Raw genomic sequence first — 24,250 nt, 5'->3', positions numbered from 1 at the left:
CAAGCTACTCTATTTTTCTTTATCAAGTAAGTAAGACACTTCATTGTTTACAGCAGAAAAAACTTTTTTAACGACATCTAAGTCGATTCCTAATGCACACTTTATTTGATGATCAATAAAATGATTAGCGAGGAATAAAAAATGAATCAACCAAAACGTTTATCCAAATTACATTATTTAGACTTTTACATCCTAACCCCATACTTTATTCTTTGTATTATCGGGATTTTAATGGTTTACAGTTCTAGCTCTTATCACTTATTAGACAGCAATCTTGGAACAGCTAGCAAAGCCATCAAACAAACAACTTACTTTCTTTTTAGTTTAATTTGTATGGCATTTGTTTATCGAATCAATTTAAATGTCTTTCGCAAGCCAAGTATTATCAGCCTTTTACTTGTATTGACCTTCTTAACGTTAGTGACCTTACCACTGATTGGTACTAGCGTTGGCGGCGCTAAACGTTGGATCAACTTAGGAGTGCTATTATTTCAACCCTCCGAGTTAGTTCCACTAATACTGATTCTTTATGTTGCAGCTCACCTTGCGAAAAATGATCGTTTAGTTCCCTTTTCATTCAAAAACCATCAGCGTTCACTATTGATTTGCTGCTTCTTCATGTTGCTAGTCGCACTTCAACCTAATATCGCCGGGGCATCCATGATTTTTATTTTGGTTTCAGTTTTGTTTTTATCAAGCGGTCTTTCTCCGTTGTTTATGTCACTTTCCCTACTTGGTTTTGTCGTAATAAAACGCTTGGGAACCGTCCTTTTGCTTTCCATTCCAACTGACTGGATGCCTGAAAAATTCAGTTATTTAGTTACTCGTTTTGAGGTCATGCAAAATCCTTTTATCGATCCAACGGGTAAAGGTTTTCAAACATCCAACGCTTACTACGCAATGCATAATGGCGGTTTCTGGGGACGTGGTCTTGGCAACAGCATTCAAAAAAAAGGCTATTTGCCCGCAGCAGATACAGACTTTATCTTTGCAATTTGTATTGAAGAGCTGGGATTAATTTTTTCTTTGGGGATTTTATTTTTAGTTTTCTTCATCGCCGCTCGCTTGTTCCTTTTAGCTATAAAATCAAAAAATCTTTATTATTCTTACCTTTATATTGGTTGTGGCACCTTGATTTGCCTTCAAGTTGCTGTAAATGTCGGTAGTCTTTTAGGCTATATTCCAATGACGGGACTGACTTTTCCTTTTATTAGTTATGGTGGATCTAGCTTGCTGATTCTGAGTACGACACTAGGCATTGCGTTAAACGCCCGAGGCTCAGAAATTCGAGAATGGGATCGCCAACGAGGAGAAAACGTATGAGAAAAACAATCGCTAAAACTAACGAACCCGTAAACTACGCCCTCCTCTTACCCGTTTTTCTTTTGATACTCATTGGTTTTGTTGCACAGTATGGCGCGTTCTATGCTGATCCGACTGTTGAATCTATTGCTCCATTATTGAAAAAGCAGCTTTTATGGACTATTTTAGGAATCGGGACAATGTTTGTTACGATGATTATCCCCATAAAATATTTATGGAAATTAACACCCATTTTTTATGGTTTATCGCTGTTTTTATCAGGATTGCTTATAAAATTTCATGACCCAGTTATGGCTGCTGCCACCGGAACCAAACGTTGGCTCAGATTGGGCCCAGTTTCGTTTCAACCATCAGAATTTATGAAGCTTGGCTATATTTTGATGTTAGCCTACATCGTGACAAGAAGAAGACAACATCCTGCAAGCTCCTCTAGTTTAAAAGAAGATTTTCGCTTACTGGGTGAATTATTTTTGGTTAGTTTGCCCGTTTTGGCTTTGATGTTTTATCAAAAAGATTTTGGAACTAGTTTAGTTTTTATATCCATTTTTCTCGGCATCGTGCTGGTTTCCGGCTGTTCTTGGAAAATTTTGAGTGTTGGCTTTGGTCTGATAGGAATACTTGGCGTCAGCGGTATTTTATTGGTGTTGACTGAAAGAGGGCAACGGATTCTTTCGTTCTTACATTTCAAACCGTACCAATTTAATCGAATTCACGCCTGGCTCAATCCTTTTGAATATGCGGATTCTATTTCATTTCAGCAAGCACGAGGTTTGACCGCTATTGGTTCAGGTGAGCTGTTCGGAAAAGGACTGACAAACTTGCAGATTTATGTACCTGTGCGAGAATCAGATATGATTTTCACTGTAATTGGGGAAGCTTTTGGTTTCGTCGGTACTTGTGTGTTGATTTTATTATTCTTCTATCTGATTTATCAGATGTTGATCTGTACATTACATGCAAAACGTGAATTTTATGCCTATATTACCACTGGTGTTATTATGTATTTTTTATTTCATATTCTTGAAAATATCGGTTCCAATATTGGTTTACTACCACTGACTGGGATTCCTTTACCTTTTATTAGTCAGGGGGGAACTGCTTATTTGGCTAATTTTATTGGGATTGGTTTGATTCTTTCGATGTATTATCAGAAAGAAAAAAATGAAATTGAGCCGTGATGACAATATAAAGAGCTGAAACGCTATACAGCATTTCAGCTCTTTATCTATAGAAACAAACGTGGACAATCATTTACTTCTGATTTATTTGTTTATTTTTCAATGTCTCAATCAATTCTCTTGCCTCTTTAAGGGTAGTTGCTCTGGGGTCAGTTGATGGATTGTCTTCCCGAATTGTATTGCCACTTTCATCTTGAACAACCGCTGCTGGTTCCCCATTGTCAGGTCCGCTAATAAAACTATAGCCATCATTCTCTTGAACTGCCAATACTTTAAACTCATTATCCTCAAACCCTGGTTCCCTTTTAAACAATTCGAAGTCGCCAGTTTTTTCTACTTGTTCTTTTATTTTTTGTAAAGTAAAATTACTTTCACTTTTATTGGTTGTTGGCTTTTCATCGGTAGTATTCTTTATTTTTTTGTATTCCATTGGCTTACTTAACCCTGTCATTTCAGGATTAGTGGTTCCTCGATTAAGAATAATCGTTCCGTCTGTTTTCAAATCGATCATGTAGGCCATTTCATCCTTTTTATTTTCAAATCTAAAATAGATGCTATTTTTTTCTACTTTTTTTTCAGTAAATTTTGTCACTGTCTCATCCTCGCCAGCATATTGAATCGTTATACCAGCATCATTCTGTTTGATCGTCACTTCGTCGCCTTTCCCTGCTTCATCTAAACATTCCCACAGTCCAACAAGAGAAGCATATTCCCTTTTGGAAGTACGTACTTGTTCTTGTTCAGAAGTAGTCATCCCAGTATTTGATGAATCCATAGAAGACGTATTCTTTTTATCCAAAGAACACCCTATTAGTGTAACTACTAATAATGTACTGGAGAAAATAATCATTTTTTTCATAGCTAAACCCCTTTTTTTAATATATCAAGTAATTCATAGACCCTTTTTTCTATTTGCAATCCTTTGCTTAAGTGAAATAATTTCAGCTCGCTCAGCTAAAGTACAGCCGTTTAATCCATAAGACATAGTAAGTGCTTGATAATGTATATTAGCATCTTTTCTGCTTGAATTAGATTTTCAAAATCGCTTTTCTAACTTAGATATTTTCTTATTCAGTTTAGCATATGCTAGGGAAAATATAAATATGAGAAAACGATTAAAGGTAATGACAACTATCTATGATTGCTTCTGGAAAGTTCTTTTTTAGAATAGTCGGTAAAATAAAAAGAGCTGAATCTACAAGATGCAGACTCAGCTCTTTATTAAACTCTATTCTTCTTCTTCCGCCATGAATGTATTGAAAACTTCTTCAATCATATCCCATTCAGCGTCTGTTTCGATTTGTTGTAATTCGCCTTCTGTTCCTTCGTTGTTTTCGATGTAAGCATAGGCTTGTAATTCAACATCTTCTTCTTCTGGAACACCTGCTGGGTAAAGAAGTACGTAATTTTTACCGAATTCTTCTTGTCCATCAACTGTTAAAAGGATTTCGTATAGTGTTTCGTTTCCTTGTTCATCAACTAACGTGATGTGCTCATGTCCTTCGTGGTCATGATCGTGGTTATGCTCTTCTGCCATTGTTATGCTCTCCTTTTATCTGACACTTGTTTTCTAACAAGTCGTTTAAATTTTATTGCCAGCGCCATCTAGATAATTTTGTAAAATCATGACAGCAGCTACTTTATCGATTACTTTTTTTCTTTTCGCTCGAGAAGTATTGGCTTGTTCAACTAACATACGTTCTGCCTGAACCGTTGTTAAACGCTCATCTTGATAGGTAACAGGGATTTGAAACAGCTCTTCGATCTTTTTTCCATAAGCCATTGAAGCTTCTGCTCTTGGTCCGATCGTATTGTTCATATTTTTTGGTAATCCCACCACAAAGCGAGTCACTTCATATTCTTTAACTAATTCTGCTAACCGTTCGAAGCCGAATTCTTCCTGCTCTTCATTGATCCGAATGATCTCAACACCTTGAGCTGTCCAGCCAAATGGATCACTAACAGCGATTCCTACAGTCTTTGACCCAACATCAAGTCCCATTACTCTCATCGAATAGTGATTCCGTGATCAGATAAGTAATATTTAACCAGCTCTTCCATGATCTCATCTCGTTCGTGACGACGAATCAAATTTCGAGCGTCTTGATAACGAGGAATGTAGGCCGGGTCTCCAGAAAGCAAATAGCCCACAATCTGATTGATCGGATTATATCCTTTTTCCTCTAGAGCCTTGTATACAGTAGCCAGAGTCTCACTTACTTCCTTCTTACGACTGTCATCAAAATCAAAACGTACAGTTTCATCTGTAAAACCCATTTATCTACACCTCACTTTTATTCTATTCATACAGTCTCATTCTACTAAAAACAAGGCAAAACTACAAACAAAACTTAACATTTTCTGCTATATATTAAAGATTTCCTTTAATTTTAACAGAATTGGATGATTATTCAGCAAATAAAAGTGTTTTTACTGTAATTTTAGGTAAAATAATCGCGGTTCTTTTCTAACGACTGTTTTTTTATTGTATACTATTTTAAAGTGCTAAAGATAAAATAAAGGAGTTTTCTCATGTTTCTCAATATCAGTATTGTAATCGTCATGTTATTAATCTGTCTATTTGGACTTTTATTGAAGCAATCGAAAAAACCAACTGGGGTTTTAGGTATTTTGATGATGCGACTTTGGAATGCCGTTTATCTGCCTTTAGTGAAGTGGACAATGAATCGCGTGGAGTTAGCCGATCATTCGATTATTTTGGACATCGGTGTAGGGAATGGTCGTTCAAGCGCATATCTGCTTAACCAAAATAAGGCATTAACTGTCACTGGAATTGATTTTTCTGAAGCTGCAATTTCTCAAGCAATCAAGAAATACTCGGGTGGAGCGATCCACTTTAAAACAATGGATGTTCACAAACTTGCATTTAGCTCCGAAACGTTCGATCTAGTCACCGCATTCCAAACACATTTTCACTGGGATGATTTAGACCAAGCTCTCCATGAAATCCATCGTGTTCTTAAAGTAGATGGAATGATCGTATTTGCTTGTGAGACAGCCAAAATCAGTTACTTTTTACCAGAGTTAAAAAAAAATGTCGATTTTCAAGCTTATATGTCAAGTTTAGGCTTTTCAATTGTTAATCACGAAACAACAGATCAATGGACTATGTTTAGTTTTAAAAAAAAATGATGCAAAACGAATCTATCGCTTTGCATCATTTCACTTTTATAAATTAGTCATCACTTTAACTAGCAAAGCCTTCTGGGCATGCAAACGGTTTGCGGCTTCTTGATAAATTGCAGAATGGGTTCCATCAATGATATCAGCTGCTACTTCTTCACCTCTATGAGCAGGTAAACAATGGAGAAATAAGTAATCTTTTTTCGCTTGAACAGCTAACCGATTATTAACTTGGAATGACTTAAAGATCGCTTCACGCTCTTTTTGTTCTGACTCATCCCCCATGCTTGCCCAAACATCTGTCACTAAAACATCAGCATTTTTAGCTGCTTGCTCTGGGTCTGTTAAAATCTCTATGTTACTACCGCTTAGCTGGGCATTTTTTTTAGCTAACGCTACATATTCTGCCTTGGGTTCATAGCCCTTAGGTGTTGCAATCGTCACATCCATCCCAACTAAGCTACCACCAATTAAAAATGAATGGGCCATATTATTCCCATCCCCTATATAAGTTAATTTAAGCCCTGCCAACTTGCCTTTTTGTTCGTAAATGGTTTGAAAGTCTGCTAAGATCTGACACGGATGATGATCGTCAGTCAAGCCATTGATTACTGGAACCGAGGCTTCTGCAGCAAGTTCGGCAACCATTTGATCTGAAAAAGTGCGAATCATGATCGCATCCACATAACTGGACATAACATTTGCCGTATCTTTGATCGGTTCCCCTCGGCCCATTTGCGTGCTTTTTGAATCTAGAATAATCGCTTGTCCGCCAAGTTGAATCATTCCTGATTCAAAAGAAACCCGCGTTCGAGTACTATTTTTTTCAAAGATCATCGCCAAAATCTTCCCTGCTAACACACCTCGGTAGGCTTCTGGCTTCGCTTTTATTGCCACAGCGAGTTCGATGATTGACAAAAATTCTGCTTTAGTCAACTCAGTTAAATTTAAAATACTTTTGCCGTACAATGAATTTATCATTTACTATTCTCCTTTTTCGATAGAGTTATTTATGAAGCTGAGTTATTGAACACGTTAGCGATTATGCTCAACCCTTGATCGATTTCTTCTTTTGTGATCGTTAATGGAGGCAGGAGACGCAACACAGTTTGACCTGCTTTTAATGCAAGTAAGCCTTCTGATTCTAATTGATCTAATACTTGTTTTAACGTATTTTGATTGACTAACTCAATACCGAACATTAGACCTTTCCCACGCACCGCTATAATCTGCTGATTTTTTTCGGCGATTTTCGTTAAACCAGAATATAATTGTGCTCCTTTTGTTTGAACTGACTGAAGAAAATCAGGCTGATTAATCCGCGTCACAACATGGCTTGCCACACTCATTGCTAACTTGTTACCACCGAAAGTGGAACCGTGACTACCCGGTCCAAAAAATTCTGCTAAGATAGTCTTACCTAGCATTGCACCGACAGGGATTCCATTACCCAGTCCTTTGGCTAAAGTAAAAATATCTGGTTCAATCTGATACTGCTCATAAGCATATAAAGTGCCTGTCCGACCAATTCCAGTTTGAATTTCATCAATGATCAATAAAGCGCCAAACTCATGACAAAGGGCCTGAACAGACTGAACCCATGACGCCTTTGCAGGTACGACGCCCCCTTCGCCTTGAATCAATTCCAACATAACAGCTGCTGTTTGCTGATTGATTTCTGCTTTTAAAGGCTCAAGCTCGTTAAAGGGTAAATAAACAAAATCAGGTACTAATGGTTCAAATCCAGCATGAATATTGGCTTGACCTGTTGCACTCATTGCACCATATGTTCGACCATGAAAAGAATTTGTAAAGGTTATGATCTTACTTCTGCCAGTTGCCTTGCGAGCTAGTTTGATTGCGGCTTCATTCGCCTCTGCCCCACTATTACAAAAGTAGCTGACATACTCTTTGTTGTTCGCTAATTGTTCAGCGGTCTGCTCTTGAAGCTGATTCTCATATAAGTTAGGCGTATGCCATAAAAGACTAGCTTGATTTTGCAAGACTTGATTCAACTCAGGATCATTATACCCCAAATTCATCACACCAATACCACTAGTAAAATCAAGATACTTTTTCCCAGAGCGATCAGTCAGTGTATTTTGAGCTCCTTTGATCAGCTCTAGCTCTTTTCTTTGATAATTTGGAAATAAGTAACTCATGCAAAAACCTCCTTTGACTTGATAATGGTCCCCGCATGTTGAAGTTGGTTTGTGATATGAACTTCCTTTACGCCGCCTTTGATAGCTGTGACCGCACTTTCTAATTTTGGCAACATCCCGCCTTTGATAATATTGGCTGTTTTTAATTTTGGGACGTCACTTGTGGTAATTTCCTTTAACCAGTGATTTTCTTTTTTCACACCGGGTACATCTGTTAATAAGTACAATTTTTCTGCCTGTAACTCTTCGGCTACTTTACAGGCGACATGATCAGCATTGATATTTAGCCATTCTCCTGTTTCTGTTAAACCTAAAGGAGCAATGATCGGAATATGTTTTGTCTCAAGTAAATGTTCTAACAATTCAGTATCTACTTGTGTGACCTCCCCAACCGCTCCTAATGTATTTTTATCTAGAAATGTTCCGGTAATGATTTGACCGCAAGAAGCATTTAAACCAACTACAGAAAATCCTTCTTGTTGAAAGTGTGTTGTGATCATCGGCTGAACTTGACCAATCAAAACCATTTGCGTAATCTTTAGCGTTTCTTCCGTTGTGATCCGTAACCCATCTTGGATCATCACCGGCACATTCAAACGCTGCATCATCTCAGAAATATAATGTCCGCCACCATGGACGATCACTATTTTTCTTCCTGTTTTTTGCCAATGTTCGACCTGTTCAAAAAATGATTTTGTTAAGTTATCACTGGCTACTCCACCCATTTTTATAACAATGACCTTCTTCATGCTTGTCGCTCCCTCTTTTTTTACTCGTGCATACTAGTTAAAATCAACCTTTTTATGGATAAATCGGCAAAAGATCTAAGCCGCAACGTTCATCAAACCCTGCAAAAATATTTAAATTCTGAATGGCTTGTCCGGCTGCCCCTTTTCCTAAATTATCAATCACCGTTACAATCGTGACCATCTTGGTTTGCGGATTATAGGCAAGACCAATATCACAATAATTTGAGCCGATCACTTGTCTTAGAACTGGATATTGGCCAACTGCTTGGATTCGTACAAAAGGGCTATTTTCAAAATGCGTGCCATACAAATCAACTAATTCCTCGTCAGAAATCGGTTCGTTCAATTTGGCATACGTGGTTAAAAATATTCCTCGCGTCACTGGAATCAAGGATGTTGAGAACTGGATTACTTCAAGTGTGGGAGCCCATTTCTTTAATTGCTGAACAATTTCAGGAATATGTTGGTGGCTATTCATTTTGTATATTGTCATATTGTCGTGGGCTTCAGAAAAATGAGTTATTTGCGATAATCCTTTACCCGCACCTGAAACGCCTGATTTTCCATCGATCACGATCGAATCTACATCAAGTTTATTTTCTTTCAATAAAGGCGCTAAAGATAATTCTGCTGCAGTCGCATAACAGCCTGGGTTAGCGATCCATTTTGCTTGAGGGTTCTCTCGATATTCTGCCAAACCATAATCAAATTTTTGCAGCAGATCTAGCGGTGCCGCAGATGAACCATACCAAGTCTCATAGGCATCCAGTTCTTTCAAACGAAAATCACCTGATAAATCGATCACTGGAAAATCTGCCTTAATAAACGGTAGAGCCAATTCCTTGGAAATACCTGATGGGGTTGCAAAAAAGACTAAATCACTTTTATTCATGATTTTTTCCGGATTGATTTCTTCTAAAGGTAAAGAAATAAGTTGTTTCAAATGTGGATTAATAGCCTCTAATGATTTTTTATTCATCGAATGACTATGGATAGAAATAACCTCGACAGCTGGATGCTGTCTAAGATAGCGCAATAGCTCTAACCCGCTATAACCTGTTACACCAATAATTGAGACCTTCATTTACTTCACTTCTTTTCCTTTTAGTTTTTTTAAGGGGTACTGTTTTTCATATTATAAGTTTTCTGATTATACAAGTCAATGGTTTTTTATTAATTTATTCAACCAAAATAAATAAATATACATTTGTGAAAATAAAAAAATCAGGAATAACGTGAAATTCGTCATCCTGATTTTTCTATTTATACAGAAAGGTAAATCACGATCGTCCCATCTGCTTTATAATGTTCAGCATCACTTTTGTAGGTCCGCTGCTTTTCTAAGGCTTCATCTTCCCAAATTTTCTGCCAAGCCCTTCCTACACCTTCTGGACTTGCAACCTCTACTGGGATTTCAACATAAGTTCCAGCTTGAATGATAGTCGTCTCTGGAAATTCAGCTTGCTCACTTCCAACTAACAAATCATAATCACCTTTAAAATTACTTTCATAGTTTGAATAAACTGCATAAAAATCTCCAACTAAATGCATCGCAGGTACCTTGTTCCACAACGCAATGATTTCATCTAAACGGTGATTATTTGTGCGGATTTTGTTGCCTTTAATTGTTTTTTCAGTTAATTGAACGGTCATTTTTATCACTCCATCTAATTTATAAAATGAGCATAACACAAGAAAGATGACAACTGTCTGTCATCATTTTTATCCATTTTTAAAAATAAAACTGTAACGTAATGATCCCAATCAAAATGAGCAGTCCTGGTAAATAATTGGAGACTCTAATTTTGGTGATTTCCATAATATTCAAGCTAATGCCCACAATCATTAACCCACCAATCGCACTAATTTCTCCCATCAATAAATCTAGCAGTTCTTTTGGAATATAACGCATCATAACACTTGCAAATAAGGCGATAATTCCTTGATACAAAAAAACAGGGACCGCAGAAAAAAGAACCCCTACGCCTAATGTAGCTGTCAGCATGATCGACATAAAACCATCCATCACAGCTTTTGTAAAAAGCGTTTGATGATTATTTGCTACACCACTTTCAATTGCACCAATAATTCCCATCGAACCAATTAAAAAGATCAACGAAGCAGTCACAAATCCATCAGCAAAATTACTTCCTGGTTTGGCAAAACGTTTTTCCAGTTTCAACCCAAACTCATTCATCTTATTTTCGATACCTAACGCTTCTCCTACCATTGCACCTATACACAAACTAATCAAAATCACGATAAATGAAGATGTTTTAAAGGCCATCTGAATACCTAAAACTAATACACCTAGACCGATTCCTTTCGTTACAGTATCTTTCATTTTCTCTGAGATATTTCGTAAAATAGCTCCTAATAAACTCCCAAATACAATCGCTAACCCATTGATCAAAGACCCCAATAAAATCATTTATTCATCCCCATCATCCTAATTTTTCATACTTTTTTCTATTATACGATAAGTAAGCTTAAAGTGATAATAAATTTTATTACGGATAGACAGTCGATCATTTGTGCAGAATGATTGATAAATATGGATCTTTTTACTGTTCCATGCTGTTTTTTCTAGTCACAATCAACTATACTAAGTTTAGATAAGATAGAACTTAAAAGTGAGGAAAATAAATGGCGACAATAGATACAGAAAAAGTCTTAGAAACTTGCTTACTGGCAGGAAAAATCATGCTGGAAAGCGATGCGGAAATGTATCGGGTTGAAGATACTATGAGTCGTATTGCATTAGCGTCAGGTGATTATCGCTTAGTCAGCTACGTTACTCAAACTGGGCTTTTCGTAGGATTAGACGGCACTTCTACAATTCGGATGGTTCAAATTTTAAATCGCTCGATCAATCTAGAAAAAGTCTCTACAATCAACCAACTATCAAGAGAATATGTAACAGGCGTTTTCACACTAGATGAACTTTTAGAAAAACTAAAAACCTTAGAGCAAGAACGAAAATTTTTCCCTTTATGGATGAGATTCGTCAGTGCAGCTGTAGTCAGTGGAACAATTATGATTTTGTTTGGCGGCGTTTGGGCTGATTTGTTTTTAACTTGTTTGATCGGAGGATTAGGCTATAGTCTTTATTACTTCAGCTTAAAAGTCTTAAGGATCAAATTTCTTTCAGAGTTTTTAGCAGCCTTTTTTATTGGCTGTGCGGCTCTTTTAAGCAGCCAAAGTGGATTAGGTGTTAATCAAGATATGATTATTATCGGCTGTGTTATGCCCCTTGTCCCAGGGGTTCAAATGACCAATGCCTTGCGAGATCTTTTAGCAGGTCATTATCTTTCCGGTGTTTCCAGAGGAACTGAAGCCATGATGACAGCCTCTATGATCGGATTCGCGATTGCCTTTGTCTTTCAATTATTTTACTAGAAACTTAATTTACGGAAATAGTCCCTCTTATTTTATAAGAATTCGGAGGTTTTGATATGATTCATTTACTGGTTCAGTTTTCATTTAGTTTTTTAGCATCAGCAGCCTATGCCATTATTACAAATGTTCCCAGACGCTCGCTGATTGCTTGTGGTTTATCAGGAGCATCGGGTTGGATGTTCTATTGGTTTTCTGTTCAATTAGGCGCTACTGCCGCTTTAGGTTCCTTACTCGGAGCATTGAGTGTGGCGGCTGTTAGTTTTGTCTGTTCACGGCTCCTCAAGCTACCTGTTACGATTTTCAATATTCCCGGAATGGTTCCTTTAGTGCCTGGTGGTCTTGCTTATCAGGCCGTCCGCAATTTAGTTATTGGCAACTACGAAACAGCTGCTTATTCTGCGGTACAAGCGGTTATGATCGCTGGGGCAATTGCATTAGGGTTAGTATTATCTGAGGTTTTGAATCATAATATCAGAAACTTTAGAGAAAAACGAGAGCTCGTAGGTTTAATTAGAAAAAAAGAAGAAAAATAACATTCGATAATAAAGCAGGAGGTGGCTTGATGAGTGCGTTAATTGTTCTTTCGTTATGATAAAACAGAAAGGATAAGAAGAATGATCACAAAAATAGAGAATTTAACTACGAATGAATTGGAAGAAATTTTAACGATTTGGCTAGCAGCAAATCAGGAGGCCCACCCTTTTATCCCAAGTGCTTATTGGCAAGACCATTTTGCTGAGGTAAAAGAAGCATTACCTTTAGCCGAGCTCTACGTCCATCGTGATAAGGATAAAATCACAGGTTTTGTAGGGATCAGTGAAACCTATATTGCCGGCATTTTTGTACAACATGACTATCGTAATCAAGGCATTGGCCAAAAGCTTTTGAATGAGTCTAAAAATGCTCATAGTACGCTAACCCTTTCAGTCTATGCTAAAAATCAACCGGCCTATAATTTTTATCTAAAGCACGACTTTCAATTGGTGAACGAACAACTAGATGATACGACAGGTGAGCTAGAATACCAGCTTATTTGGGAAAAATAGATAAGTTTGCAACAAAAGTCAGTTCTCTTTTTGTTAAACGCGCTGATCTCGAATAAACGGTAAAAGCAGAAGCAACAATAAGCCAACATTCACAAAAATTGGTAAAACAATTTTCATGAATGCTGGCTTATTTTTCTGTCCTAAACGTTTCTGGATCAACCTTAAAATGATCGATAAACATATTGATTTTTTGGTTTTTCAACTTGTTTGACTTTTGTAACATCTACAACAGGAATGTCTCGTTTAAAGGGGGCATAGTACCCAGAATGAATGGTTCCAGTCAATTCTACCCAGTCATTATTTTTAAAGGTCTGGCCTTCTGGCATATGAGTCAGTAACCCAAACACTCCAGAATCTGCAACGCAATGAATGATTCCAAATCGGAACACAAATACATCAGACTGCTCTTTTTTCGTCGAGTTAAATGCAAATCCTTTATAGCTAATTGTTTTTCCAATAAATTCACTTGGATAATTATAGATCAGTTCCATCACTTCTAAATAATTTTCTTCAGTTACAGTGACATGATCGTCTTTAATATACCTCGTTAGCGCTTGTTTCATTTGCTTATCATAATCTGTTTTATCAAAATAAATGCTCGTATCTGGTTTTAAATATTGTGTCTCAACATCTGGATCACCGACCGATTCTTTACTCAAGGGGAAATTAAAGCCTTTTGCTTCAACAATCGACGTATCCAAGCTAACTGTTGGAAATAAAAATCCGACTATTAAAGGTAACACCAGTAATATATAGGCAATCCCACGTTGATAAGGTTTATTTAAACCATGATCGTGTTCATCATGGTGGTGATGCTCATGCGGCTTTTGATCCGCTTCTTTATTCCATAAAATCAGCTGCACGATTGCGAGCACAAAAGAAAGCACCATCGATAAAATAGCTAAATAACGATAATGGACGTTTATATATTGATTCAATCTACCTGAAACTTGTAGATACATCATTAATGTAGTATAACCCACTAAAATCAAAAATCTGATCATCTTGCTTCCCTCCTCAAATCGCTAGTGCATACAGACTGACTAAGACTGTTACGATCCCAACAAATTTTAACATAAACGACGTTTTAAAATAGCGTTTCATCATCAACAGATTTTTGATATCCACCATTGGACCAAAAACCAAGAACCCGACAACTGGACCATTTCCAAATAAACTTAATAGAGAAGAACCAATAAACGCATCTGCTTCTGAACACAATGACAACGTAGCTGCTAACACAAGCATAACCAGAATCGCTAAAAGCTTCGTATGGCCTAACTGTAAAATCGCACCGGTTGGTAAATAAGTCTGCATAGCTGCCGCTAACAGAGAACCAAAAATCAAATAACGCCCTGTATCAAAAAATTCATCTATTCCGTGTGTCAACACCGACCAACACTTATGCCAAAAACCTTCTGTTTCATGATGATGCTCTGTTTCTTCTATCCTACAAGCCGCAATTTCTGTTTGTTGTAGAATCGGTTCCTTATTGATATAAGCCAACCAAACACCAACAACTAATGCTACCAGCATACTACCAAGAACCCGCCAAATCACAAATTTAAAGGAATTCCCAAAGGCGATATAGGTTGAAAAAAGCACAATTGGATTAATGATCGGTGCTGTGATCATAAACGCAAAAGCTGTATAAGTCGGCACATCTTTTTTCACAAACTGATGAACGATTGGTACAATACCACACTCACAAGAAGGAAAAAAGAACCCTAGTAGACTCCCAACAATGATCGATAAAAATTTATTTTTAGGTAATAACTTTTTAACTCTGTCTGGCGTTAAAAATACATATAAAGCGCCCGATATGACACAACCTAACATCACAAACGGTAAAGCTTCGATCACGATCGACAAAAAAATAGTACCCATTTGTAAAACTGAATGAGGTAAAAACTGAAACATCAAATTCCTCCTAAATTTAAAAGCGAAGCAAGCTCGTCCAGCCTTGACAGAAAAATAGGAAAAATTGACTGTGACGCTTTTTGTCACATTCTATTTTTATCTTTTTTCCGAAAGGCTAGCTCGCGTAGCTAGATAATATATGGTAACAACGTTCCACTTCGTTTCACCTTGTACTTTTCAACATCAGTTCATTTTATTCACTGTGTTTCAAAGCAAAAGCGAAGCGAGCTCGTCCAGCCTTGCCTGAAAAACAGCCACCACTGCATCTTTCATAATGGATTTTTCACATTCAAAAATATAGTTAACTATACTGCAGCCATTTAAAAAAAACAAGCCAAGATCGAGTTTATTAAAACATCTATAATAACTTTACTAAATAATAGAAAAGGGAAAACAAAATCAAAAAGCGATTTTGTCTTCCCTACCGTGTATCAGATTGCAAACATTTCTGAAGCTGACTCAGGATCAGTATCATAAACATTAAAATCAAAATTCACACCTAGACCCTTTTCAGCTAAAATCGACTCCATTGCCATTCTAGCATGTTCTTTCGTATTGTTTTCTTTACTTAAATGGCCTAAATAAATTCGTTTCGTTCGGTCTCCGATCACTTCAGCCATTGTTAAGGCGCCATCATCATTTGATAAATGACCTTTATCACCAAGTATTCGTTGTTTTAAACTCCAAGGATAAGGACCCATCCGTAAGATTTCTAATTCATGATTGCTTTCGATCAAATAAGCATCAGCATCTTTGATCGTCCCACGAATATGATCACTACAGTAACCCGTATCCGTCAACATTACAAATGAACGATTATCTTTATAGAAACGATAAAACTGTGGCGCAGCTGCATCATGAGAAACACCAAAACTTTCAATATCCATGTCGCCAAATGTTACTACTTTCCCCATATCAAAGATATGTTTTTGCTCAAGTGCCACATTACCGATTAATGGATCCATGGCTGCCCATGTTTTTTCATTTGCATAAACATCTAATTTATATTTTCTAGCCAGTACACCAACACCATGAATATGATCCCGATGCTCATGCGTCACTAAAATAGCATCTAAGTCTTCTGGTTTACGATCCACTTCTGCCAATAAGGAAGTGATTTTTTTCCCACTTAGTCCTGCATCTATAAGTAGCTTCTTATTCTCTGTTTCAATAAAAAGGGAATTACCGGTACTGCCGCTGGCAAGAATGCTGATGTTAAATGCTTTTTCTTGACTCATTTTTCTATTCGCTTCCCTTCATTAGTCTACAGCTACCTATTATACAACCATCCTTACTGATTTTCCACCTTTGGGACTATATTATTCGTGATGATCGTATTGCTCATAGCATTTACTTGTTCGATCTGCAAATTACTACCGCTAGCTTTGATTCCGATGAACCAGACTGGTACATAAACATTTTTCTCACGAATTTTATAAATTCTCGTGTAAGCTAACTTCATAAACGTGATCTTAGCATTACTTGGAATCTTGTTATTGATATACAGCGTTTCAATAGCATCACGTTCAGAGGATAAATCAGTCTTATCACGTAATTCCTCGATCCCTTGAATATGGGTTTGAGTATATTTGTAAATTTTGTGGATGTTGTCCGATTCATCTGATTTTTCTAATTTTAATGAAATCTGAGCAGTGTCATCTTTAAATGGAATATTCTTATAACTTTGAGAAACAACTATCTCTGGGAATTCTCCATCTAAATTAGAGAAATCAGACAAATAGCGATACTGGTTTCCAAATAAAACACTGTCCTTATCATTCAAAAACGCTTCTAATGATTTTTCGACATTTTTTTCATCAATAAAGTAACTCGTCTGAGCATAATTCATCTGAGGATAAACAGTCAATGAATTATCCAACAGTTCGATCCCGTTTTTAAAAAAATTACGATCTCTTGTATCACGTTCTTTTTGAATTTCATCGTAGAAATTGGTTTGTTCTCCACTTAGATAATAGCCTTCCTTTTTCTCTCCTGAAAGTGTACCTTTATAGGTAATACCATCTTTACCAAGTCGCTTTTCGATGCTATCCGTTTGATCAGAGAAAGAAACATTGTTTTCTTCCTTTAACCCTTCTTGATAGATACCAAAAAGAAACATGTTCAACCCCAAGAAAGCTAAGAAAAAAATCCATTCGATTCGTTTGAAGTCCATTATTCCACCTCCAACTTCGCTAGATATTCCAGTAATTCTCGTTCTGGATACCACTTATCTTCGTAGCGAATATACCATTCTGGAGTCAGATCAACCACTTGGGTTACTTCTTCGATTTTATGCCAAGTATATCCAATCACCATCGAACTGATTTTTGACTGATCGGCGCCGTTGACAGTTAGTTGTTCTAATAAATTTTCAGTACCCTTTAAATCCACTTCTTCTTCTGAAGGAATCGGCACTTGGATCGTATCCACACTTGTTTCGATAACGACACTTGATTTTTCTGCTTGATCGTTACCGATCGTAATGCGAACCTGTCCTTTGTCATTTTCACTGAAAACTGGAAAACCTTCTACAAATGTTCGATAACTGATCTCAGCATTAGTCCGATCAAAATAACGAATATTCCCCATATTTGTTCCAAGTTTTTTGATATACTTGAAACTGTCAGAATAAATATTATCCTGCGCCGTTCGGGCTTCGATATCTCCGTTAAAATGAATCGTGCCGAGTTTTTCATCTGCTGTCAAACGTTCACTGCCGCTTGTATAAGATAAGTCTTGACTATCTTCATTTGTCTGGATATCTTCAGCATTAGAGAAAAAAGCATTGCGAAACTTAGTAACAGGTTGGGAAGCCAAAATATAACTGTATTTTTTCATCTTTAAGTCTTCTGACAAATAATAATGTTTGCCAGAAACTACTTGCTGTTCTGAAATTGGGTTATATTGTACCCCGACTTTATTCATCAAATTTTGAACCTTCTCACTATTAATAGTGATCGGTGCTTCATAAACGTCTTTACGATTAAAATCTAGGAAGCGAATCTTATTTTGAGTTAAGTCCACTTGAATGCAAGTAAAGTAAATTTCATCCACTCCGATATCCGTCAATTTAAGGTCTAAATTATAGACCGAAATATATTCGTTTAACAAAAAAGCTCCTTCATAAAGCAGTTCAAAGCCCTGATCCATTGATAAATAACTTTCAAATTGATCTGAATCCCCACTGACCGTTTGGGTTAGCTTTCCAAAAGAACTATGTTTGATTTCATTTTGAATGTTGGTAATTAAATTTTCACTATTATTCATTTCTGATTTTCCATTTTGCATACGAACCAAACGTAAGGGTAAAAATACATCAGTATCTATTCGTTCATTGATTACGGTTGTAGCAACTTGTGAGTCATTTTTATCTGGTGCTTCTTTTTTCGAAGAGCTGACCCAAATGGTGAATGAAAAATACAAACTGAGCAATACTAAAAAAATTAAACCGATCCTCACAATTTTTTCTGCTATTTTCATTCCCACCAATCCTCCTCATAAGGTTCATAAGGTAAGGATATATAAAAGGTAGATCCTTGACCTTCCTGACTTTCAACCCAAATCGCACCATTATGTGCTTTGACTACTTCTCTTGAAATAGCCAGACCAAGACCTGTTCCACCCTGTTCTCTGGCACGCGCTTTATCCACACGATAAAAACGTTCAAAGACTTTATGGACATCTTTTTTTGGGATACCTAGTCCTTGATCCGTTACGCTAAACACAACATTGTTATGGGTTTCAAGTAAGCGACACGTAATTGCGCCTCCATCTGGCGAATATTTGATAGCATTATTTAAGATATTATCCAAAACTTGGATTATTTTGTCTGTATCTAGTTCAACCCATAGGTCACGTTTGGTAAATTCACGATGAATCGTGTAATTTTTCTCATTTGCTTCCACCATCATATCAAAACGGTCCAAAACAAAATTGATCAGCTCATTGAAATTCACATACTCTAACTGCAACTCACCATTGCCAGAATCCATTCGTGATAAATTCAGTAGATCATTGATCATTCGGATCATTCGGTCCGTTTCTTCCAATGTCACTTTTAAGAAATTAGGCGCAATCTCAGGATTTTCCCATGCCCCTTCACTCAATGCTTCAATATAGCTGCGCATACTTGTCAACGGTGTCCTTAGTTCATGAGAAACATTAGACACAAACTCTCGGCGTTCACGTTCGTTTTTCTCTTGTTCTGTTACATCATGTAGCACACAAACCAATCCAGTAATAAAACCAGACTCTCTACGGATCATCGCAAAATCTACTCGAATAATCATTTGATCTTCTTCCATTGAAGATAACGAGCGGTCGATCAAGATCTCTTCTGGCTCTTCCAATAATTTTCGCAAAGTGTAGTCTGTTTCTATATCTAATAGTTCTAGCAAAGAAGAACCAATAACATCTTCGTCTTTTACATTTAGTAAAGAAAGTGCCATTTCATTGATCGTAATGACTTTTCCTCGTCTATCTGTTGCGATAACCCCATCCGTCATATGGGCTAACACACTATCTAAACGATTCCGCTCTGCTTCCATCGTTTCTTGTGCTTCTTCGATTCGCTCGGAAAGTTGATTGAAGGTTTCAGCCAATTGTCCCAATTCATCTTTTCCATAGACTTTGACTTTCCCCGTATAGTCACCCTTAGCAATCCGCAAAGCTTGCTCCCTCATTTCACCGATTGGTTGAGTGATTGATCGTGCAATCAATAGTGTAACAATGATTGAAATTGCACCCGCAATAACTGAAGCTGTAAAAAAGATTCGGGCAGTATCTGTGATTTCCTTATATTTTCCTTCGGTATTACTTTTAACATAAAGAACCCCGAGGACTGTATCGCCAGTCGGGGATTGGATAGGCTGAACATTGATGTATACACGTTTATCATTATCCATTGCTGAATATTTTTTTGCACTGAAATCATTCAAGTCACGGTAATCATTTTTCTTTCCAACGATTCCTTGCTGATTCAGATCACTGGTTGCTCTGACGATTCCTTTGTCATCAACAACACGAGCTTCAATCGTATCAGAGGCAGAAAAATCACTCAATATTTTTTTCAGATTCGCATCGATTTCTGTTCGATCACGATCTTTTTCACCTAACTTAGCACTCAAAGTACTTGTTAATTGGGTCACTTGAGAGTCAACATTCTTCTTATAGTCTCTGATTGTTGTTGACTCTAACTCTCGAATAAAATAACCACCGATAATTTGAATCGCAATCAATAACAGTAAAATAAACGATAGCGCAATCTTAAAGTTTACCGATTGAAAAAAGTGAACTTTTTTCTTCATATATCATTACTCCTGTTCAGGGTTTCGTAGATAATACCCAACCCCACGACGTGTTACTAAGTAAGTTGGGTGGCTTGGGCTGTCTTCGATCTTTTCTCTCAAACGACGAACAGTCACATCTACGGTACGAACGTCTCCAAAATAATCATAGCCCCAAACAGTTTGCAGTAAATGTTCTCGGGTCATCACTTGTCCGATATGTTTCGCTAAATAATAAAGTAATTCAAACTCACGATGTGTCAGTTCAATTTTACCACCACGTTTTGAGACCATATAAGCATCTGGATGGATCGTTAAATCGCCAATCGTTAATTCTGATTGTGTCGTTGATTCTGCTTCTTTAGCACTAGATGCGCCACGACGTAAGTTAGCTTTCACACGGGCTACTAGTTCACGATTTGAAAATGGTTTTGTTACGTAGTCATCCGCACCTAGCTCTAATCCTAACACTTTATCGATTTCAGAATCTTTAGCAGTCACCATAATAATGGGCATATCATAGGTCTTACGCACTTCTCTAGCAACTTCCAAACCGTCCATTTTCGGTAGCATCAAATCAAGAATGATTAAATCTGGTTCCACTTCCTTAACCTTCTCAACAGCTTCTTCACCATCATACGCTGTAAAAACTTCGTATCCTTCTTTTGTAAGATTGTATTTCACTATTTCTGAAATCGGCTTTTCATCATCTACAACTAATATTTTTTTCATATAAGAGACACCTCTTTTTTCTTTCATCATTAGATTCGTTAATCATATTCTCTCCCATTATACCTTATTTTGTCCACTGTTTCATCTTTGATATAAAGAGACCTTGCTCTTTCTCATCTATATCTTGCAAAAACACTGAGTTTCTGACTATAATTGAGTATAAGATGTTTAAAGGAAGCGATAAAATGAAACCACCACGATTACAAGCTGGCGATGAGATTCGAGTCATTGCTCCATCTAGCAGTTTTTCACATTTAACTGACTTTGGTATTCAAGCAGCCACTGAAAAATTAAATGCCTTGGGCTTTACGGTAACCTTTTCTGAACACACAACCGAACGAGACTCTCTTGGTTCATCTTCGATCATGAGTCGGGTAAAAGACCTCCATGAAGCATTTTCAGATGATAACGTCAAAGGAATACTTACAGCGATCGGCGGATTCAATAGTAATGAATTACTGCCGTATTTGGATTTTGAATTAATCAAACGTCATCCAAAAGTTTTTTGTGGGTATAGCGACATCACAGCCTTATGTAATGCGATTACTACTAAAACCAAGCTGTTGACTTATGTAGGCCCTCATTTTTCCAGTTTTCAAATGGAGGAACTTCAGCCTTATCAGACGTTAGCTTTTTTACAGGCAACGGCGACAGAAGATGCCTTTGAAGTATCTGCTTCTAAAACCTGGAGTCAAGACGAATGGTATCTAGCTGAACCACAACGGGTCTTACATGCCAATGAATGGAAAATTTATAGTCACTCAAAGCCTGTCACTGGGACTTGCTATGGTGGTAATCTTGGTACGTTCCAATTACTTTTTGGAACACGCTTCTTGCCTGAACTTGAACGTTCAATTTTATTTATCGAAAGTGCTGAGGAAGATGACTATCATGATTTTGCTCGTGGTTTAGCCGCTTTACTTCAAGTTGTCAAACATCCGCAAGCGCTACTCATTGGTCGTTTTCCTCAAGAAACTGAAATGACGGAAGAACGTCTTTTGACCATTTTGGCAAAGTATCCGCTATTACGAGAAATACCTGTAATTTACGATATGAATTTTGGTCATACACAACCGATTTTTACAATTCCAATTGGAGATAACGCTACAGTTGATACTAAACAGCAAAAAATCACCTTTTTTTAAATAAAAAGCCCCAATGATGCTTTCACTAGACGTGTTGTGCACATTGGGGTTATTTAGTATACTCTTTTTCCATTTGATCATATAAGGCAAGTTTATCATCTAATAATTGTAGGTGACTTTTTGTTTTTTCAAATTCAGCTAGAATTTTTACTCGATGGTTTAATAGTAATTCTTTTCGCTCAGAAATCGTTGAATCACCGATTTTTCTTAACTCAGTGTATTTTTTGATTTCTCTTAACTCAATGCCTGTATTTTTTAATTTTATCACAAAACTTGCCCACTCAATATCTTGATCACCATACATCCGATAATTATGCTGATCTCTAGATGGTTCGATCAGCCCTTCCTTTTCATAATACCGTAATGTATATTCACTTATGCCAATTTTTTTTGAAAATTCACTGATTGTATACATTTTTTCACTCCTTATTTAGTTTATGCTTGCTATAGAGCCTACTCTAATCCTTATACTTTGATTGTACCACCAAAATAAATTATTAGGAGGAAAAATTTATGAAGTATACAGTGATCACAGGAGCTAGTTCTGGAATAGGTTTGGAAGCGGCAAAAGCGTTTAGCAAACTAGGCAAGAATTTGATTTTGATTGCTCGAAGAAAAGAGCGGCTTGATCAATTAAAACAAGCAATTGTATCAGAATTTCCTGATTTAGAGGTCATAGTCAAAGTAGCAGATTTATCACAAAGAGAATCTGTTCTGACCTTATATGCTGATTTAAAAAAGTATGCTATCGAGACTTGGATTAATAATGCCGGCTTAGGTTATTATCATACCGTAGCAAAGCAAGATTTAGATAAAGTAGGCCAAATGTTACAGCTGAACGTTGAAGCATTGACGTTACTTTCTACGCTATATGTTACAGACTACGAAAATGTAGAAAATACCCAATTGATTAATCTTTCATCTGCTGGCGGGTATAAAAATGTTCCGAATGCTGTCACTTATTGCGCAACTAAATTTTATGTCAGTGCTTTTACCGAAGGACTTGCTTTAGAGTTACAAGCAAAAGACGCTCTTTTGAAAGCGAAAGTCTTAGCACCAGCAGCGACAGAAACTGAATTCGCACAAATAGCAAATGGTTCGCAGTCTTATGACTACACTGAAGCTTTTTCAACCTTCCATACCGCAAAAGAGATGGCTCATTTTCTGATTGAACTTTATCTTAGTCCCAAAGTAGTTGGTCATGTTGATAGAGATACCTTTACCTTCACTTTATCTGATCCTTTATTCGATCATTACCAAACAGGCATGAAAAATATGTAAAAGCTAAAAAAACACTTACCTGACAATTTTTTTATCAGGCAAGTGTTTTTAGACTACTTTTAGTCTTCAGTATCAAGTAAGTATTTGCCGACTAAAGCTGCAAGTAGACCACCAATTAGCGGAGCTACAATAAATACCCAAACTTGAGATAATGCTTCACCGCCAACAAAAATCGCTGGTGCTAAACTTCTGGCTGGGTTAACAGATGTACCAGTTAGTGGAATACCAACTAAGTGAATCATTGTTAACGTCAAACCAATGACAATGCCTGCAAGTTTCGCATTGCCTTTTTTAGCACTCGTTACAGTCATGATAACTAAAACAAAAATAAAGGTTAAAATAATTTCTACCGTTAAAGCACCAAAAGCACTTAAGTCACCAAAAGCATTTTGGCCTAAGTTTGTTGTCTCTTTGCCAGAAGCGTTTAAAATTGTTAACAAAGCAAATGACGCGATCAAACCACCAACGATTTGTCCCACGATATAATAAAGTAAGTCCATTGTTGAAATTCGTTTATTGACCCACATTCCTAATGAAACTGCTGGGTTCAAATGCGCACCTGAAATTGTACCAATGCTGTAAGCTGCTGCAATGATCGTCAAACCGAAAGCTAAAGCAATCCCCGTCGTACCGATTCCCTCAATCCCGCCACCTAAAACTGCGGTTGCTGTACCAAAGAAAACTAAGATAAATGTTCCAAGACATTCTGCAATTGCTTTTTTCATAGATTTCCCTCCCTTCACTTTATTCTAAAAAGATTATCACATTCATGAAAATTTTCGTGATAATTTCACCTAAAATTGAGAGAAAGTTTAATGAGTAATATTTCAATTTGATTGATGAACATAATGATAAGAGGTAAATAAAAAAACTACCAACAAAAAGC

27 protein-coding genes are annotated in these 24,250 nt (G+C 36.9%); 8 read left to right on the top strand and 19 right to left on the bottom strand.

Going from position 1 to position 24,250, the window contains the following annotated elements; genetic code table 11:
* Positions 1 to 141: 141 nt before the first annotated feature.
* Positions 142 to 1,323, top strand: a complete 1,182-nt coding sequence (locus A5819_RS16200) for an FtsW/RodA/SpoVE family cell cycle protein (protein WP_086281561.1) — start codon at positions 142 to 144, stop codon at positions 1,321 to 1,323.
* Positions 1,320 to 2,501 (top strand): FtsW/RodA/SpoVE family cell cycle protein, encoded by a 1,182-nt coding sequence (locus A5819_RS16195; protein WP_086281563.1) that lies wholly within the window; start codon positions 1,320 to 1,322, stop codon positions 2,499 to 2,501. The genes A5819_RS16200 and A5819_RS16195 overlap by 4 nt, the downstream gene beginning before the upstream one ends.
* A gap of 73 nt (positions 2,502 to 2,574) precedes the next feature.
* On the opposite strand, the gene A5819_RS16190 is transcribed toward A5819_RS16195, so the two are convergent.
* From A5819_RS16190 to A5819_RS16175, 4 genes are all read right to left on the bottom strand, one after another.
* Positions 2,575 to 3,360: a hypothetical protein gene (locus A5819_RS16190; protein ID WP_086281565.1), complete on the bottom strand. Its 786-nt coding sequence runs from the start codon at positions 3,358 to 3,360 to the stop codon at positions 2,575 to 2,577.
* A 369-nt stretch (positions 3,361 to 3,729) separates the two neighbouring features.
* A complete protein-coding gene (locus A5819_RS16185) occupies positions 3,730 to 4,038 on the bottom strand; it encodes a DUF1292 domain-containing protein (protein ID WP_010760984.1) in 309 nt (102 codons plus the stop codon).
* Between the two features lie 45 nt (positions 4,039 to 4,083).
* Positions 4,084 to 4,512, bottom strand: a complete 429-nt coding sequence (gene ruvX, locus A5819_RS16180) for a Holliday junction resolvase RuvX (RefSeq protein ID WP_086281568.1) — start codon at positions 4,510 to 4,512, stop codon at positions 4,084 to 4,086.
* Positions 4,509 to 4,778 carry an IreB family regulatory phosphoprotein gene (locus A5819_RS16175; RefSeq protein ID WP_010760982.1) on the bottom strand — a complete coding sequence of 90 codons (270 nt, stop codon included), beginning with the start codon at positions 4,776 to 4,778 and terminating at the stop codon, positions 4,509 to 4,511. The genes ruvX and A5819_RS16175 overlap by 4 nt, the downstream gene beginning before the upstream one ends.
* Positions 4,779 to 5,033: 255 nt before the next feature.
* On the opposite strand from A5819_RS16175, the gene A5819_RS16170 reads away from it, so the two are divergent.
* Positions 5,034 to 5,654 carry a class I SAM-dependent methyltransferase gene (locus tag A5819_RS16170; protein WP_086281570.1) on the top strand — a complete coding sequence of 207 codons (621 nt, stop codon included), beginning with the start codon at positions 5,034 to 5,036 and terminating at the stop codon, positions 5,652 to 5,654.
* Between the two features lie 36 nt (positions 5,655 to 5,690).
* Here A5819_RS16170 and argF read toward each other — a convergent pair whose 3' ends face one another.
* From argF to A5819_RS16140, 6 genes are all read right to left on the bottom strand, one after another.
* Positions 5,691 to 6,626, bottom strand: coding sequence for an ornithine carbamoyltransferase (gene argF / locus A5819_RS16165; protein WP_086281572.1), 936 nt, complete (start codon positions 6,624 to 6,626; stop codon positions 5,691 to 5,693).
* Between the two features lie 29 nt (positions 6,627 to 6,655).
* A complete protein-coding gene (locus A5819_RS16160) occupies positions 6,656 to 7,807 on the bottom strand; it encodes an acetylornithine transaminase (protein WP_086281574.1) in 1,152 nt (383 codons plus the stop codon).
* Positions 7,804 to 8,556: an acetylglutamate kinase gene (gene argB, locus A5819_RS16155; RefSeq protein ID WP_086281576.1), complete on the bottom strand. Its 753-nt coding sequence runs from the start codon at positions 8,554 to 8,556 to the stop codon at positions 7,804 to 7,806. Before argB ends, A5819_RS16160 begins: the two co-directional genes overlap by 4 nt.
* A gap of 52 nt (positions 8,557 to 8,608) precedes the next feature.
* The gene (argC, locus tag A5819_RS16150) at positions 8,609 to 9,640 is read right to left on the bottom strand and encodes an N-acetyl-gamma-glutamyl-phosphate reductase (protein ID WP_086281579.1); all 1,032 of its coding nucleotides are present in this window, start codon (positions 9,638 to 9,640) and stop codon (positions 8,609 to 8,611) included.
* A 179-nt stretch (positions 9,641 to 9,819) separates the two neighbouring features.
* Positions 9,820 to 10,209 (bottom strand): GyrI-like domain-containing protein, encoded by a 390-nt coding sequence (locus A5819_RS16145; protein ID WP_086281581.1) that lies wholly within the window; start codon positions 10,207 to 10,209, stop codon positions 9,820 to 9,822.
* 79 nt (positions 10,210 to 10,288) lie between these two features.
* Entirely contained in the window at positions 10,289 to 10,987 is a 699-nt protein-coding gene (locus A5819_RS16140) for a DUF554 domain-containing protein (RefSeq protein ID WP_086281583.1), read from the bottom strand.
* 215 nt (positions 10,988 to 11,202) lie between these two features.
* Here A5819_RS16140 and A5819_RS16135 point away from each other — a divergent pair, with 215 nt between their 5' ends.
* The 3 genes from A5819_RS16135 to A5819_RS16125 all read left to right on the top strand — a co-directional run bounded on the left by A5819_RS16135 (position 11,203) and on the right by A5819_RS16125 (position 13,001).
* Positions 11,203 to 11,955, top strand: a complete 753-nt coding sequence (locus tag A5819_RS16135) for a threonine/serine exporter family protein (RefSeq protein ID WP_086281585.1) — start codon at positions 11,203 to 11,205, stop codon at positions 11,953 to 11,955.
* A 56-nt stretch (positions 11,956 to 12,011) separates the two neighbouring features.
* On the top strand, positions 12,012 to 12,488 hold the full coding sequence (locus A5819_RS16130; protein WP_086281588.1) for a threonine/serine exporter family protein: 477 nt from the start codon (positions 12,012 to 12,014) through the stop codon (positions 12,486 to 12,488).
* 81 nt (positions 12,489 to 12,569) lie between these two features.
* Positions 12,570 to 13,001, top strand: a complete 432-nt coding sequence (locus A5819_RS16125; RefSeq protein ID WP_086281590.1) for a GNAT family N-acetyltransferase — start codon at positions 12,570 to 12,572, stop codon at positions 12,999 to 13,001.
* Between the two features lie 161 nt (positions 13,002 to 13,162).
* Here the strand turns inward: A5819_RS16125 and A5819_RS16120 are convergent, their stop codons facing one another.
* From A5819_RS16120 to yycF, 7 genes are all read right to left on the bottom strand, one after another.
* Positions 13,163 to 14,005 carry a TIGR03943 family protein gene (locus A5819_RS16120; RefSeq protein ID WP_086281592.1) on the bottom strand — a complete coding sequence of 281 codons (843 nt, stop codon included), beginning with the start codon at positions 14,003 to 14,005 and terminating at the stop codon, positions 13,163 to 13,165.
* A 13-nt stretch (positions 14,006 to 14,018) separates the two neighbouring features.
* The gene (locus A5819_RS16115) at positions 14,019 to 14,921 is read right to left on the bottom strand and encodes a permease (RefSeq protein WP_086281594.1); all 903 of its coding nucleotides are present in this window, start codon (positions 14,919 to 14,921) and stop codon (positions 14,019 to 14,021) included.
* A gap of 431 nt (positions 14,922 to 15,352) precedes the next feature.
* Complete coding sequence (locus A5819_RS16110; RefSeq protein WP_086281596.1) at positions 15,353 to 16,159, bottom strand: MBL fold metallo-hydrolase; 807 nt, start codon at positions 16,157 to 16,159, stop codon at positions 15,353 to 15,355.
* A 53-nt stretch (positions 16,160 to 16,212) separates the two neighbouring features.
* Complete coding sequence (locus A5819_RS16105) at positions 16,213 to 17,094, bottom strand: two-component system regulatory protein YycI (RefSeq protein ID WP_086281598.1); 882 nt, start codon at positions 17,092 to 17,094, stop codon at positions 16,213 to 16,215.
* The gene (locus A5819_RS16100) at positions 17,094 to 18,401 is read right to left on the bottom strand and encodes a YycH family regulatory protein (protein ID WP_086281599.1); all 1,308 of its coding nucleotides are present in this window, start codon (positions 18,399 to 18,401) and stop codon (positions 17,094 to 17,096) included. Before A5819_RS16100 ends, A5819_RS16105 begins: the two co-directional genes overlap by 1 nt.
* Positions 18,398 to 20,227, bottom strand: coding sequence for a cell wall metabolism sensor histidine kinase WalK (gene walK / locus A5819_RS16095; protein WP_086281600.1), 1,830 nt, complete (start codon positions 20,225 to 20,227; stop codon positions 18,398 to 18,400). Before walK ends, A5819_RS16100 begins: the two co-directional genes overlap by 4 nt.
* A gap of 6 nt (positions 20,228 to 20,233) precedes the next feature.
* The gene (gene yycF, locus A5819_RS16090) at positions 20,234 to 20,938 is read right to left on the bottom strand and encodes a response regulator YycF (RefSeq protein WP_086281602.1); all 705 of its coding nucleotides are present in this window, start codon (positions 20,936 to 20,938) and stop codon (positions 20,234 to 20,236) included.
* A gap of 185 nt (positions 20,939 to 21,123) precedes the next feature.
* Here yycF and A5819_RS16085 point away from each other — a divergent pair, with 185 nt between their 5' ends.
* Positions 21,124 to 22,083 (top strand): S66 peptidase family protein, encoded by a 960-nt coding sequence (locus tag A5819_RS16085; protein WP_086281604.1) that lies wholly within the window; start codon positions 21,124 to 21,126, stop codon positions 22,081 to 22,083.
* Positions 22,084 to 22,132: 49 nt separating this feature from the next.
* On the opposite strand, the gene A5819_RS16080 is transcribed toward A5819_RS16085, so the two are convergent.
* On the bottom strand, positions 22,133 to 22,498 hold the full coding sequence (locus tag A5819_RS16080) for a MerR family transcriptional regulator (RefSeq protein ID WP_086281606.1): 366 nt from the start codon (positions 22,496 to 22,498) through the stop codon (positions 22,133 to 22,135).
* Positions 22,499 to 22,596: 98 nt separating this feature from the next.
* Here A5819_RS16080 and A5819_RS16075 point away from each other — a divergent pair, with 98 nt between their 5' ends.
* Positions 22,597 to 23,364: an SDR family oxidoreductase gene (locus A5819_RS16075; protein WP_086281608.1), complete on the top strand. Its 768-nt coding sequence runs from the start codon at positions 22,597 to 22,599 to the stop codon at positions 23,362 to 23,364.
* Positions 23,365 to 23,423: 59 nt separating this feature from the next.
* On the opposite strand, the gene A5819_RS16070 is transcribed toward A5819_RS16075, so the two are convergent.
* The gene (locus A5819_RS16070; RefSeq protein WP_086281609.1) at positions 23,424 to 24,089 is read right to left on the bottom strand and encodes an MIP/aquaporin family protein; all 666 of its coding nucleotides are present in this window, start codon (positions 24,087 to 24,089) and stop codon (positions 23,424 to 23,426) included.
* Positions 24,090 to 24,250: the final 161 nt, after the last annotated feature.

The sequence above is a fragment of the Enterococcus sp. 7E2_DIV0204 genome, assembly GCF_002140855.1.
Lineage (GTDB): Bacteria > Bacillota > Bacilli > Lactobacillales > Enterococcaceae > Enterococcus_L > Enterococcus_L lemimoniae.
The sequence above is the reverse complement of the archived record's forward strand: the minus strand, read 5'-3'. Positions and strand labels throughout refer to the sequence as shown.